General features: G+C 42.4%; 10 protein-coding genes and 1 pseudogene. 3 read left to right on the forward strand and 8 right to left on the reverse strand.

Translation table 11 applies throughout. The features are described 5' to 3' along the window. Nucleotides 1–222 precede the first annotated feature (222 nt). Nucleotides 223–3429, forward strand: coding sequence for a glycoside hydrolase family 15 protein (locus NSTC731_RS08850; RefSeq protein ID WP_445630477.1), 3207 nt, complete (start codon nucleotides 223–225; stop codon nucleotides 3427–3429). Between the two features lie 41 nt (nucleotides 3430–3470). Continuing rightward, entirely contained in the window at nucleotides 3471–3848 is a 378-nt protein-coding gene (locus tag NSTC731_RS08855) for a GxxExxY protein (RefSeq protein ID WP_445630478.1), read from the forward strand. Between the two features lie 132 nt (nucleotides 3849–3980). Here the strand turns inward: NSTC731_RS08855 and NSTC731_RS08860 are convergent, their stop codons facing one another. From NSTC731_RS08860 to NSTC731_RS08870, 3 genes are all read right to left on the reverse strand, one after another. Beyond that, nucleotides 3981–4301 carry a YkvA family protein gene (locus NSTC731_RS08860; RefSeq protein WP_445630479.1) on the reverse strand — a complete coding sequence of 107 codons (321 nt, stop codon included), beginning with the start codon at nucleotides 4299–4301 and terminating at the stop codon, nucleotides 3981–3983. A 193-nt stretch (nucleotides 4302–4494) separates the two neighbouring features. After that, complete coding sequence (locus tag NSTC731_RS08865; protein WP_445630480.1) at nucleotides 4495–6216, reverse strand: protein kinase domain-containing protein; 1722 nt, start codon at nucleotides 6214–6216, stop codon at nucleotides 4495–4497. A 308-nt stretch (nucleotides 6217–6524) separates the two neighbouring features. Then, a complete protein-coding gene (locus NSTC731_RS08870) occupies nucleotides 6525–7373 on the reverse strand; it encodes an alpha/beta fold hydrolase (RefSeq protein WP_445632048.1) in 849 nt (282 codons plus the stop codon). Between the two features lie 324 nt (nucleotides 7374–7697). Here NSTC731_RS08870 and NSTC731_RS08875 point away from each other — a divergent pair, with 324 nt between their 5' ends. Continuing rightward, complete coding sequence (locus NSTC731_RS08875; protein WP_445632049.1) at nucleotides 7698–9230, forward strand: SagB/ThcOx family dehydrogenase; 1533 nt, start codon at nucleotides 7698–7700, stop codon at nucleotides 9228–9230. Nucleotides 9231–9297: 67 nt separating this feature from the next. Here NSTC731_RS08875 and NSTC731_RS08880 read toward each other — a convergent pair. From NSTC731_RS08880 to NSTC731_RS08900, 5 genes and pseudogenes are all read right to left on the reverse strand, one after another. Further along, nucleotides 9298–9530 (reverse strand): annotated as a pseudogene (locus tag NSTC731_RS08880) (IS4 family transposase); the annotation flags it as partial. 418 nt (nucleotides 9531–9948) lie between these two features. Then, nucleotides 9949–10677, reverse strand: coding sequence for an ABC transporter ATP-binding protein (locus tag NSTC731_RS08885; RefSeq protein ID WP_445630481.1), 729 nt, complete (start codon nucleotides 10675–10677; stop codon nucleotides 9949–9951). Between the two features lie 329 nt (nucleotides 10678–11006). After that, nucleotides 11007–11231 (reverse strand): indolepyruvate ferredoxin oxidoreductase subunit alpha, encoded by a 225-nt coding sequence (locus NSTC731_RS08890; RefSeq protein ID WP_104907250.1) that lies wholly within the window; start codon nucleotides 11229–11231, stop codon nucleotides 11007–11009. Between the two features lie 312 nt (nucleotides 11232–11543). After that, complete coding sequence (locus NSTC731_RS08895; protein WP_445630482.1) at nucleotides 11544–12758, reverse strand: ATP phosphoribosyltransferase regulatory subunit; 1215 nt, start codon at nucleotides 12756–12758, stop codon at nucleotides 11544–11546. Continuing rightward, entirely contained in the window at nucleotides 12758–13714 is a 957-nt protein-coding gene (locus NSTC731_RS08900) for a J domain-containing protein (RefSeq protein ID WP_445630483.1), read from the reverse strand. Before NSTC731_RS08900 ends, NSTC731_RS08895 begins: the two co-directional genes overlap by 1 nt. Between the last annotated feature and the right edge of the window lie 58 nt (nucleotides 13715–13772).

Here is a 13772-nt window from a genome sequence, read left to right on the forward strand (position 1 = left end):
TATAAAACATTACAAACGTCAAGAAGAGTTTGAGTAAGTATCATATTTTAGTTCGGAATCACTAAAATTAAGTACCTAGAAACCTATTAACAGGAGATAATAATAAACTTACTACCCTCCGCTGTTCTTCCATCAACCATTACAGAGCTTGTTCTGACTTGGTTTAGGTAATTCAGTTCACAGTCACAGGGTCGAATTTTGCAAGTTGTTCTGAACCAAACCATGAAAACATCTACCAAATTGCTAACTCGCCTGGACTATTACTACCAGCAAATCAAAACAATCATCCTGACTCGGCAAAATCCGATTACGGGTTTACTACCTGCAAGCACAGCGATTACAGCCCACGGCGATTATACAGATGCCTGGGTGCGAGACAATGTTTACAGCATTTTGGCAGTTTGGGGTTTAGGACTTGCATACCGCAAAATTGACGACGACAAAGGACGCACCTATGAACTAGAACACAGTGTCATCAAACTGATGCGTGGGTTGTTATTTGCGATGATGCGACAGGCTCATAAAGTAGAGACATTTAAACATACTCAGTCGCTACTAGATGGACTGCACGCCAAATACAATACCGCGACGGGTGACATTGTTGTTGGTGATGACGAATGGGGACATTTGCAACTTGATGCCACATCTATATTTTTGCTGATGTTGGCACAAATGACGGCTGCGGGATTGCCAATAATTTATACGATTGATGAAGTAAATTTCGTCCAAAATTTGGTTTACTACATTGGACGAGCTTACCGCACGCCAGATTACGGTATTTGGGAACGCGGTAATAAAATTAATCGGGGAAATGCTGAATTAAATGCCAGTTCTGTAGGTATGGCAAAAGCTGCTTTAGAAGCTATCAACGGACTGGATTTGTTTGGTGTGCGTGGTAGTCAAGCATCGGTAATTCATGTGCTAGCAGATGAAATCGCCCGTGCCCGGATTACTCTAGAATCACTATTACCGAGAGAATCTGGTTCCAAAGAAATTGATGCGGCGCTGTTAAGTATTATTAGTTATCCTGCCTTTGCGGTAGAAGATTTGGAGTTACGCGATCGCACCTTAAACGATATTATCAACAAACTTGCAGGTAAATACGGCTGCAAACGCTTTCTGCGCGATGGACACCAAACGGTTTTAGAAGATAATCAACGTTTACACTACGAACCGTGGGAACTCAAGCAATTTGAGCATATTGAATGCGAATGGCCGTTATTTTTCACTTATTTAGTTCTAGACGGATTATTTCGCGGCGATCGAGAACAAGTTAAAAAATACCAAAATCTTTTAGAATCATTACTTATAGAACAAAATGGTTTGCGTTTATTGCCAGAACTTTATTATGTTTCCGCAGAAAACATAGAGACAGAAAAATTAACACCTCAAACGCAACCACGTTTGCCCAATGAAAATATTCCCTTGGTGTGGGCGCAGAGTTTATATTTTCTTGGTGAAATGTTGAGTGAAGGTTTAATCGCAGTTGGTGATATCGATCCTTTAGGAAGACATTTGTGTGTGGGCAAACAGCGCGAAGCATTAGTACAAATTGCCTTGTTAGCAGAAGATGAAGATTTACAAACGAAACTAGAAGTTCACGGAATTGAAGCGCAAACGCCTACCCAAGTAGAACCGATTCAGGTGAGAAAAGCTGAAGAATTTTCAGCTATTTATACCCAAATTGGACGTAACGACAAACTTGGTTTAACTGGACGGCCAGTGCGGCGGCTGCGAAGTTTAACAACATCTAGAATCTTTCGGATTCGTGGTGAAACAATTGTATTTTTGCCTTCCTTTTCTGACTCTCAACAATTTTACTTAACTCTTGATTACCATTTTTTGCTGGATCAAATTAGAAGCGAACTAGCTTACATTCAAAAATATTGGAGCGATTTAGGGCGTCCGACTCTGACTTTAATGTTGACGCACACCATGTTAGAAGCAGGTTCGGAAGCATTACTAGAACTGATGCAAGAACTCAAAGATGGTATTTGTAACGGCGTGCGGGTGAAATTAGGGCGGCTAAATCAGCTAATGTTAACAGCCGGAATCCAAAGAATTGATTTTCTACCAAATGCAGAATTCTCGCGATCGCCAGTAAAAAATGCTAGCCCACATTGCTATTATTTAGCTTATCATCCTGAGAAAAACTGGCGCTTAGGACATACCCAAGAATTTCAAATGGAATACGAAACTAACTTGGGGTTATTGCTTTCTTATTTGCGTTCATCAGAGAATATCTACGAGCAAATCGAGTTATTGCAAACATTAACTCGCTTGCAGGGAATGAAATTTGATACAGGATATGGTGGCCCAGGATATCCTGTCACCGTAGGCGATTTACTAGATGAAGTTTACACCAAAGCTGGAGATTTAGGCATTTGGGCAGTAGTGCGTCGGGCTGCGGGATTACGGCAAATGGTTGATATCAGCCTATCAGATGCAGTCACGAGTATTTTGGTGCGGGGTAAGCAAATTGCTGTGGGTAAAGCTTACAGCGAAGCCTCCTTGATTAGCGTACCCATGTCTCACGATGAAATTGCCGATAAAATTAATCATTTTTGTCGTGAGGATATCCGCGATCGGGTCCTCACACAAGAAATTTTAATCTATGTTGGTATTTTAATTCGCTCAGAACCCGAACTATTCCAAGGACTACTAACCTTGAGAGTCGGCTATCTGATCTTATTAATCACCAGCGAACTAGCGCGGGAATTGCATGTCACTCAAGATGAAGCTTACGATCGCTTAATGCAACTTTCACCCTTTGAAGTGAAAATGCGCTTACGCCAGGTATTAACTGGATATACTGGCATGAGTAACCTGTTGCGCCAGCAAGAATCGCTGCACGTCAAACAAAAAGAAAGTGATATAGCTTGGGTAGTGTCACCAGGAATCGCCGAAGGGATAGAAGTTCCGCCAGGTGGTTGGCGGCGATTTCGCCAAGCCGAGGGTGCGACAGGGCGCGTACCAAAAGAATTTTTTAAGCAAGTTTGGCTATTAATGCAACATTGCAAAGGTCTAGTAATTGGTGATAAACTAGAGCGCCGCAATCGTTTAGATAGTGAGATAATGCTGTCGGAAATGACAGCCGGGGAAAGGAATTTTGCGCTGTTAGTTGAGCATTTGCTGAATAAAATCGAAGCTCCAGAATACCGCCAAGTAAATATTGAAGCATTAATCGAATTAGGAGCGATCGCTGCTAATAATCCCAAGCTGCAAATTGAAGGATATATCGTGTTGGATGTATTAATCGGTCATGCAGTGCGATTGGCGTGGTTAGAGAATCATAGTCAACGTAGCGATCGCTATGATGAGGATAAGGCGAGTGCGTGGCGATCGTTTTACAATACTTCTCCTAGAGATTGCGCTAGTTATATTTTGAAGGCGTTCAGGTTCTTGACGGAATTTGTGAAGGATTTTTAAACGCAGAGGAGCGCAAAGGGAAGCGCAGAGGAACGCAGAGGATGAGAGAGAATGAGTTGAGTGGGGTGATTATTGGGTGTGCGATGAGGGTGCATACTGCTTTGGGGCCTGGTTTATTGGAGTCGGCTTATGAGGAGTGCTTGGATTATGAGTTGAAGAAGGCTGGGTTAAGTGTTGGTAAACAAATTCCATTGCCCTTAGTTTATCAAGATGTGCAATTGGAATGTGTTTATCGATTAGATTTGATGGTCGAAAACCAAGTAATTGTAGAGATTAAATCTGTAGAGTCCTTCCACCCAATTCACTCCGTTCAACTCCTAACCTATCTCAAACTAGCAAATTGCAAACTAGGTCTTCTCCTTAACTTTAACGTCCTCCACCTCAAAGAAGGTATTAAACGCGTAGCTAACAACCTCTAACTCTCCCTGTCACTCTATCTCATCCTCTGCGATCCTCCGCGCTTCCCTTCGCGTTCCTTTGCGTTAAAAAAATATCCCCTACTTTAAGACGCCAAAAGCAGGGGTTTATTCAATTTTATTTTGTTGTTAAAACTACTTAACAGAAACAGCATCAACATCAATAGTGCTTCCACTAGAGCTAGAGGTAGAACCCTCAGTAGTATTAGGTACTTCAGTACCCACCTCACCCTTACGAGCTTTCCAGCCTTCAATCACTAGCCCAGACACCTCACCAACTAGCAGAGTCAAGAGGAAAACATCATCAATCTCTCCCACAACGGGTATAAAATCTGGGAGAACATCAAATGGGCTGACCAAATAAACCAACGTTCCTAAAATTACCCACCAACGGTATTTGGGGTTACGAAGTACACTGCGATACCAGGTATAAAGTGATTGGATTGAAAATTTCATATTTTGAACCTCCAGTTATCATTTATTTTGACAAATCATCCTAAAAACTCACGGTGCGAATAACCGTCCTAGTTAGTTGGGAAGATGCTACTAGTAATCTGTCAACAAAGACAAATACAGTATTTGGTGCTGATATCTGCTGCTCTAGCCATAAGAGATATGCCTATATACTGATTTTACTTTGCTAGAGATTTTATAAATTGCTCGGTATAGTCTTGAACTTCTGTGCAGATCCCAAAGAATAATCTTCTAATTTAAAATCAGCAAAAGGCTTCTTTTCTAACCTATTCCGTAGCGCCTCGTCAAGAATGACACCTGATGATTCTCTTTTCACACCAATAATTATCACACTTGTTTGATATGTCGTTAAATCCTGATTTGCCTGACAATCACTCCGTTGGAATTGACCCAAATTCAATAAGCGATCAATTTTGACACTTGGTGTATTAATAAATAATTTTTTAGCCAAAAGTTGTATTTGTTTAGAACGTTCTAAAGCCACACGTTCTTGAATTAATCTATCACCTTTACAAGAAGCTGTACCGACAGAGATAATCTCATTGGGAGCTTGCATTATATTTTCTATACCTTCTTGTTCTAAATTCAACTTTAAAAGGTCAACACTAATAATTTCATCATTGGATTTAATTTGAAAGTTGCTACCTAAAAGCCATTTATATTTTAGTGATAAAACCGCTATATTAAATTCAGCTATTCTTCCCTGACTATCCTTACCTTCTTGATAAGAAAAGTAATCTATATTACCTTTTTTTTCTGGATATTGTCTGTAATAAGATGTGTCAGGAAAATCTGATTTGCGTGTGGCTAAAGTAACTATACTAAGTAACCCTAATATTACTAATAAAACTGCAAAAAAAGTCAATAACGGCACTTTTTCCGACTGCTTATTTGGAGGTGATGAGTTGTTATTAATATCTGTATTGAAATGCTCAATATTAGAAGATTCTAGAATATTACTATTTGTCGGAGTCGTGTCTGTTAATTGAGTTTCTATTTCTTCTAAGGAATGCAAAATTTCTTGAGTACTGGCAGGACGTTTTTCTATATCTGATGCTGTTAGCCAATCAATTAAATTCAATAGTAAAGGTGAAATATGGGTCGCATGATTTTGCCAGTGCAACAAATTTTGCTGGACATCATACATCTCCAAAGGATGATATCCTGTCAGCAAAAATACAAAAGTGCGTCCCAAAGCAAAGAAATCTGACTGCGGTGCTGCTTGACCATTCATTTGTTCTGGGGCGCTGTAGCCAGATGACATAAGTGCTGTCATCTTGTCGCCATTGCTTAGTTGGTCTTGGTAGGTTTTCTTAATTTCACTGGCGGTGCCAAAATCAATCAGTACTAGATTCCCCCAATCCTTCTCAAGAGAGGGTCTAACCATAATATTAGATGGCTTAATATCTCGATGTAGGTACTGTTTGCTATGTACTACATCTAAAATTTCTATCAATTGTCTTAACCAGTCTATGGCTTGTTCTTGGGATATGGGGTTATTTTGCTGCTGTAGCCACTGTTCTAAGTTGTAGCCATCGATTTTTTCCATTGCAATGCAATGCAACACTAAACCATTTCGGGTTTGATACTGGAAGTAACTATCTTCTTTGGGAATTCCAGGATGCTTGAATTGTCCCAACACCGTTATTTCTTGCTGAAATAGTTCTACTGCTTGGGCGTCGCCTGATAAATCTTCTTTGAGTATTTTGAGAATTTTGGGGGTATCTTGTTCGTATGCCTCATAAACTTTACTAAAACCTGTTTTGTCACTCAACAGGCACGTCACCCGATAACGCCCTAGCAATTCTAGATGGGAACCACAACTTTGACAAAAGCGGTTTTGCTGATTATTCGGGTGATTTGGTTTAGGGCAAACGGGATTGATACAAAGGCTCATGACAGAAGAGTGGGGAGTAGGGAGTGGGGAAGCAGGGGAGCATACTTCGACTCATTTCGGCTACGCTCAATGACCAACGCTCAGTAACCGGGGGAGCAGGGAGATGAGGGAGTGAGGGAATGAGGGAGTTAGAGGACAAAGGGACAAGGAGATAAACAAAACTCCTAACTCCTAACTCTTAACTCTTAACTCCTAACTCCTAATTCAGCACTCCTAACGCCCTGTTTGTCCAATTCCCAATGCCTAATCCCCCTAGACATCGCTCCTATTAATTCTTCTGTTGCTGTATGACTAATCCCGTCTAATAATCATGAGATTTTTGATCTGTGTTCTGCCAAGAAAGCTGCCACAGTTTGGTTAAATGCCTCTGGTTGTGTCAAAAACGGCCAATGATTGCCGGGAACTTGGCAGATACGTAAGTTTTGAAGATAGGTTTTGTAGGGTTGAATTTGCCAATTTTGGCGGTTTAATCCTTGTTTTGGCTGAATGAATAGGGCAGGGATGTCAAGGGGAATTGTAAAACCGGGCACTTGCATGACTGCCTCAAAAATTCCGTCGCGGGCGGCTATAGTAAATTTGCTGCCCCAACTTCCATCGGGTTTTTGTTCTATTCCTGCTTGGAAGACTTGCTTTTGTAAAGAAGTCCATCCTTGATATTGCTTTAATTGCCGTGCTTGTTGTTCGGCTTCTTCTTGACTGGCAAAAGGCCCCATACTTTTAAGAAAAGGCAAGAAGCGATATAACATCGGGAAAGTTACCCTGAAAAGACTGGGCATTTTCCAGATAAAAATCGGATCGACGAGAATTATACTCCGTAAACGCTTTGGGTTTTGTCTTGCCCAGATGACGGCTAATTTACCTGTCCAAGAGTGACTTACAATATGGGCAAAAGTCCATCCAAGACTATCCATAAGCGCTTCAAGGTCTGCGATCGCACTTTCAAAGCTATAATCTATCTCTGGTTTACTACTTTGGCCATGTCCCCGCATATCTGGCGCAACTATGTGGTAATCCGCCGCCAAGTAATCTCCTAAACTAGACCACACCAAAGCATGATCGCCTAAGCCATGTAACAGCAGTAAAGGTTCTTGACCTTGATTCCATTCTAAATAAGAAAGTTGGATATCAGGCTTTGATAAAGTTTGACGTACAGGCATCATTGCACATCCAGGCTTAGATAGTTTTGCGTTTATATGGTACTGCGAAAGAAGATGGGGAGCAGGGGGGCAGAGGGGCAGCACTTCGACTACGCTCAGTGACCGAGGGGCAGGTGGTCACTGAGCGTAGCCGAAGTGGGAGCAGAGGAGCAGAGGAGGATAGATAATTAATGACAAATGACCAATACCCAATGCCCCATGCCCAATTCAATTGTTATCATCTACCACTTTATGACTTTGAGGATTGTACTAATTGACACGAAATAATGACGCTAATGAATGCCAAGATCGAGAAAAGGATGCCTCAAGGATATTAAAAGTACTATGCCAGAATTACACCAATCGATTGCCCAGCATTATCACGAACGGACTAAATACAACCCTGATACTCTCGCCTCTAAAAGTCAGCGGTTAGACTGGACTAAACAGCCAGTACCCTTTAAAGAGTACAAAATTGGCTCTACTTTTGATCTCAAACCCTATATCCAAGAAAAAGCAGAGGCTTATGCTAATAATCCAGATGCTAAATGGTGGCAAAGACTTTCACGGCTATTGTTTCGCAGTTATGGATTGACAGCGAGAATGCCTTCTATGGGTAGTGCAGTGTATTTACGCGCTGCTCCTAGTGCAGGTGGATTATACCCTGCTGAGGTGTATGTGGTTTCCCGTGGTACATCGTTTTTGCCGTCTGGTCTATATAATTACCAGTGTCGATCTCATTCTCTCATGCATTATTGGGAAAGTGATGTTTGGCAAACTCTGCAAGCAGCTTGTTTTTGGCATCCTTCTTTAGAAAATACCCAATTGGCAATTATTGTGACTGCGGTATTCTATCGTTCTGCGTGGCGCTATGAAGATCGGGCTTACCGTCGGATTTTTCTGGATACGGGACATCTGTTGGGTAATATCGAGTTAGCTGGTGCGGTTACTGATTATCGCCCCCATTTAATCGGCGGCTTTGTCGATGAATCGGTTAACGATCTGCTTTATATCGATCCGCAACAAGAAGGTGCGATCGCTGTCTTACCTCTGGCAGACTTGTTAGATATTAATCAAAATTTACCATTGGGATGTACTGCTTTACCTTCCGCTACTGAAACCAGTTATCCTCAAATCCCTGATGGCGAACTACTAACATATTTCCATCAACATACCCAGATCCAATCAGGTGTAACTGGTAATCTTAATCTACCAACTATTAAACAAGAAAAATCTTTAGAGGATAAATACAATTTTCCTTTCTGTTTAAAAATTCCCACCACCACCGCACCGATAAACTGGGGACAAAAACTATCAGAACTGGAAACCACTATGTATAAGCGACGCTCTACCCGCGCTTACAATGGTGATGATTTAAGCTTCGATGAATTGAAAAGTTTACTCGATTTCACTTACCAACCGCAAAATTACATCGACCAAAGCTTAGATATTTCTCCAGACTACTTCGATCTAAATTTAATCGAAACATTCATTGCTGTTTGCGGAGTCAAAGGACTGGAGGCGGGTTGTTACTATTACGCCCCCAAAGCCCAAGAATTACGCCAAATCCGGTTTAAAAACTTTCGGCGAGAGTTACATTTTCTCTGTTTGGGACAAGAATTAGGACGGGATGCGGCAGCGGTATTATTTCACACAGCCGATTTGAAAGCTGCGATCGCACAATATGGCGATCGCGTTTACCGTTACTTACACATGGATGCCGGTCATTTGGGACAACGCCTGAATTTAGCAGCAATGCACCTGAATGTAGGCGTCAGTGGTATCGGTGGATTCTTTGACGACCAAGTAAATGAAGTTTTAGGCATTCCTACTGATGAAGCTGTTTTATATATCACTACATTGGGACGCCCAAGATAAAAATAATCCCAGAGACGCTAAGAATCTAGAAAGTTTCTTTCTCTGTCCTTTACGTCTCTGTGCAAGCTTACGGGGCTACAACTTGGGCTAGGATGCAAGATAAAAAAAGCCTCATCGCCCTTTGTCCTTGTTGGTAGTACTGGTGCTTGTTAGGACTTAGTATAAATAATTCGGCAACTAATTCGTAGGAATCTTTTATATCCATCCATATAATCCAATATAAAAACTGCTATGACGGCGAATAGTCCGTCCAGATTCTTTAATTCGACCGATATATTTTTGGATACCCATACATTTAATTTATGGTTGAGGTCTAAATACTCATCCATAACGTAATTCAGAATTGCGTCAGCGCCGGCGGCAAGCGAGTCTGCGTACCCCTACGGGGAAGCAAGCTACGCTTTTAGCGTCTCGTAGAGAGCGTCATTGTGAATGAGGATTTTGGTAAATCCGGGTAATTTAGATTTTAGTCAGTTTTTCCTGAATGAATGTCCTGTTTTGCCTCTCGACTAGCTGTAGATGTGATCAGAAACGGATTATTAGGGAGAATTCTTTGAGCATCGAAAACGACGGTCGCGGCAGTGGCAGGTAATGTTATGGCTTTTGTATTAGTTATAGATAGCGTCGGCGCAGCCCAACCTAGTCATCGCTATAGACTGGTGAAGCTCCGATATTAAGCTGGTGTTATGTTGAATGGGGCAAGAGTGATAAAAAAGGGTTAATGTCTCTTACCTGCTCCTAGATATAGCTCACCCACTTTCGGGTCATTCAACAATTCTTCACCAGGGCCGGAGATCGCATCACGTCCCGATTCTAATACATACCCACGATTAGCCATCTCTAAAGCTTTACGGGCATTTTGTTCTACTAATACGATCGCAGTACCTGCCTGATTAATGTGTTTAATCTGCTCAAACACTTGTGTCACCAAAATCGGCGACAAAGCAGCAGATGGCTCATCTAAAATCAGCAAACTAGGTTCCAACATCAAAGCCTTACCCATCGCTAGCATCTGGCGTTCTCCTCCAGAGAGAGTACCAGCACGTTGACGACGGCGATCGCTTAATCTCGGAAACATAGTAAATATTTTATCTTTAATTGGTTTCAGGGGAGTGTTAAGCACAAAAGCACCCATCTCCAAATTCTCTTCAACACTTAGAGAAGGGAAAACATTGGCGATTTGCGGTACGTAGCACATTCCTCGTTGGACAATTTGATTGGACTTTAGCCCCACGATATTTTCACCTTTGAAAGTAATTGTGCCTGTGTGGGGGATCAAAAGCCCAAAAATTGCTTTTGCCAAAGTAGATTTACCTGCACCGTTGGGGCCAATCACTGTCACCAATTCTCCTGGTGCAACCTGAAAATTCACACCTTGCAGGATATCTACATCTTTGATGTATCCAGCGCGAACATTTTGAACTTCTAATAAATAGTCATTAGTCATTGGTCACTTGTACTGAGCAAAGCCGAAGTATTTGTCATTGATCAATCGATTTTGGATTTTAAATTTTGGATTTTGGATTGACCCCGACCACAACTTGTACTGAGCGTAGTCGAAGTAGGGTACGGGGCAAAATGATTTTAAATTTTGGATTTTGGATTTGTTCCGCTTGACTTCTCTACGAGACGCTACGCGAACGGACGGAGCATGAACCGGAATAATCTAAAATCTAAAATCTAAAATCTAAAATCTAAAATCTAAAATCTAAAATCTAAAATCTAAAATTGGCACGGTCAAGTCAAACATCATTATTGACTGTTGACTATGGACTATTACGGAGTTTTTTGCAACTCTGGTCGTTCTTCTGGAAGAATTGCCCCTTCTACAGGGCAAACTTGGAGACAGATACCACAGTCGATGCAAGTGGCAAAGTCAATCCAGTACCAATCTGTTCCCTTGGCATTTTTGCCTGGGCCATCATGAATACAAGCTACTGGACAAGCATCTACGCAGTCTGCAACACCTTCACAGACTTCTGTAACAATTGTATGCGGCATGTTCTCGATTCCCTCTCTTCTGTATCGGCTCTTTCTAGACTAGCAGGGGAGGGGAGAGCAGGGGAGCAGGGGAGCAGGGGGAGCAGGGGGAGCAGCACTTCTCTGCGAGACGCTCCGCGAACGACTACGCTCAGTGACCACCTGCTCCTCGGTCACTGAGCGTAGCCGAAGTGGGAGCAGGGGAGACAAGGGGACAGGGGACAAGGGAGACAAGGGGAAATTCTTGAATCTCTCCCAAGTCTCCCCCCTCTTCCTTGTCTACCTTGTCTCTTCTCCATGCCCTGTTTGGCCCATGCCCGATGCCCAACTTAGTTAACGTAATGGTTCTATTTTTGGCGAACCATCAGCTTTGATCCAGGCAATTTGGGCAATGCGGCGATCGCTTGCATATTGGCGAATCGCCTCTGCATCTCTTCCTCCTAAGTCAATTTCTACTCGCACCAAATCAGTAGAATCTCGGAGTTTTTGCGCATAGACAAAGGCGGCGGCGTTAGCACTAGCTGTCTCTGGTGCTACCAACCAGTCAGTCGCTGGAGTTTCTTGTGGTAATTGCTGAGTAGACAACAAAACTTGGTATAAATCTTCGATACTTAGTCCAAAACCAATTCCGGGAATGTTTTCTCCTTGAGGATGATATAGCCCCAAAAGCTGGTCATAGCGACCACCGCGCCCTAAAACTCTGGCTTGGGATTCGGTATCGTTGACAACTTCAAATACAATACCAGTGTAGTAATCTATGGTTTGGATCAGGCTCAGATCGAGGATCAACGGAAATTTTTTCTCTGATTCTAGTAATTCTACTAGGGATTTGAGGTTATTCACTGCCTCTCGCTGTTCTTCATCTAAATCCAGACTACTAACTTTTTGCAACACATCTGTACTTGGCCCGCGCAAATCCATGATGATTTGGGCGCGATCGCGGAGTTTGTCACTTAGGGGTAAATTATCTATGGTGATGCGGTCAAGATGAGCGATCGCACTACGAACTCGATCCTGTAAATTAGCAGGAAAGGCACTCAGGAGCGATCGGGTAATTCCCGCTTCACCCAAAATTAAATGCCATCCCTGCAAACCCAATGCTGCCAAACAATCTGCTACTAACAGCAGGACTTCGGCATTCGCCAACAATCCGCCAGCACCTAACAATTCCACCCCAGCTTGATAAAACTCTTGCTGGCGATTATGCCTACTTTCCCAAGTGCGACGAAACACATTGGCGTTGTAATACAACCGTTGTGGATAAGTGACACCAGCCATCCGAGTGACAACAGTACGAGCAATAGATGCTGTTAATTCTGGACGTAGTCCCAATTCATCATCTTCACCATTTTGTTGTAGTTGAATCACCATCTGACGCTGGATTGCTTCCCCCGCCATCAGGGTATCCATCCGCTCTAAAGTCGAGGTGATAATCCTGTGATATCCCCAGCGATGAAACACCTGCTGTAACCGATCTTCAATCCAGCGTTTTTTCTCCACATCCAAGGGCAATAAATCCCTGGCTCCCGCTGCTGGTTGATACACCATTATTTTTTCTTCCCACCAAACAAACCACCGAACAAACCACTACCAGATTTATCTGGTTGCTTATCTCCATTATTGGGGGATGAAGTCACCTTCTGATCGCTAGGTTGTTGTCCTAAAGCCTTATCTATTTTAGGTTTCCATTGTAGAGCCGTTTCGTCACTGGGATCTAATTTTAGAGCGTTGTCAAAGTGGATTTTGGCCATTTTTAGCTGATTTTGCTTCAAATACACCATTGCAATTAAGCTATGACAGCGACTATTTTTCGGTTCTAGCTTCAGGGCCTCTTGCAACTCTACTTTGGCTGGGGCAAATTGGTTTTTGTCAATCAAAGATTGAGCGCGACGAATATACTGTTCTACAATCAAGTCTTCTTTTGGTGCTGCTGGTGCTGCTGGTGGTGGTGTATTTTTTGCTGTATTTGGTTGAGGTGTACCTGATTGAACTTTGGGTTGAACAGGTGGCGGCGCGGCGGATGCTTTACCCGCACTCCGCATTAAATACACTAAATTCAACTCACTAGCTTGGGCAATGACTTGCAGTGCTTGTTCTAAAGAATCATATTGAGTTTGGGCTAGTTTTGCGATCGCAGTTTTATAGAAATGATCGATATTAGCTGCCTCAACTAACTGTTTAGCCAAGTCGGTATTTAGAGTTACCGCAGTCGATTCTTGTACCAGACGCTTGCCAATTTGCGACAAAATTAGAATATATTCAGTGCGAGTGCGATCGCCAGAGAGTTTTTCGTAAGCCGGGTTAACCAGCTTTGATAACAATTCATTACCGAGATGTTTTTGAGCAGCCGTTTCAGTAAGACTACTGTCTGGGTGCAAACGACGGGCGACTTGGAGATAGCGTTTGCGAATTTCTTTGACATCCGCATCAACAGGAGCGCACAGCACTGCGTGATGATCTATGAAATCATATTTAAATAGTCCACGATCTATTTTGAAAGACATATAGAGTTTTACACCAAGGGAGCAGTTAGATTGCTTTTAGTGTACCCAAAGTCGTAGA

The sequence above is a fragment of the Nostoc sp. DSM 114167 genome, assembly GCF_052692655.1.

Bases quoted from the DNA above. Each gene is read 5' to 3' on its own strand.
- NSTC731_RS08855 (WP_445630478.1), top strand. From the start codon at position 3,471: ATGAGAGAGAATGAGTTGAGTGGGGTGATTATTGGGTGTGCGATGAGG.
- NSTC731_RS08850 (WP_445630477.1), top strand. From the start codon at position 223: ATGAAAACATCTACCAAATTGCTAACTCGCCTGGACTATTACTACCAG.
- NSTC731_RS08885 (WP_445630481.1), bottom strand. From the start codon at position 10,677: ATGACTAATGACTATTTATTAGAAGTTCAAAATGTTCGCGCTGGATAC.
- NSTC731_RS08870 (WP_445632048.1), bottom strand. From the start codon at position 7,373: ATGCCTGTACGTCAAACTTTATCAAAGCCTGATATCCAACTTTCTTAT.
- NSTC731_RS08890 (WP_104907250.1), bottom strand. From the start codon at position 11,231: ATGCCGCATACAATTGTTACAGAAGTCTGTGAAGGTGTTGCAGACTGC.
- NSTC731_RS08865 (WP_445630480.1), bottom strand. From the start codon at position 6,216: ATGAGCCTTTGTATCAATCCCGTTTGCCCTAAACCAAATCACCCGAAT.
- NSTC731_RS08860 (WP_445630479.1), bottom strand. From the start codon at position 4,301: ATGAAATTTTCAATCCAATCACTTTATACCTGGTATCGCAGTGTACTT.
- NSTC731_RS08875 (WP_445632049.1), top strand. From the start codon at position 7,698: ATGCCAGAATTACACCAATCGATTGCCCAGCATTATCACGAACGGACT.
- NSTC731_RS08895 (WP_445630482.1), bottom strand. From the start codon at position 12,758: ATGGTGTATCAACCAGCAGCGGGAGCCAGGGATTTATTGCCCTTGGAT.
- NSTC731_RS08900 (WP_445630483.1), bottom strand. From the start codon at position 13,714: ATGTCTTTCAAAATAGATCGTGGACTATTTAAATATGATTTCATAGAT.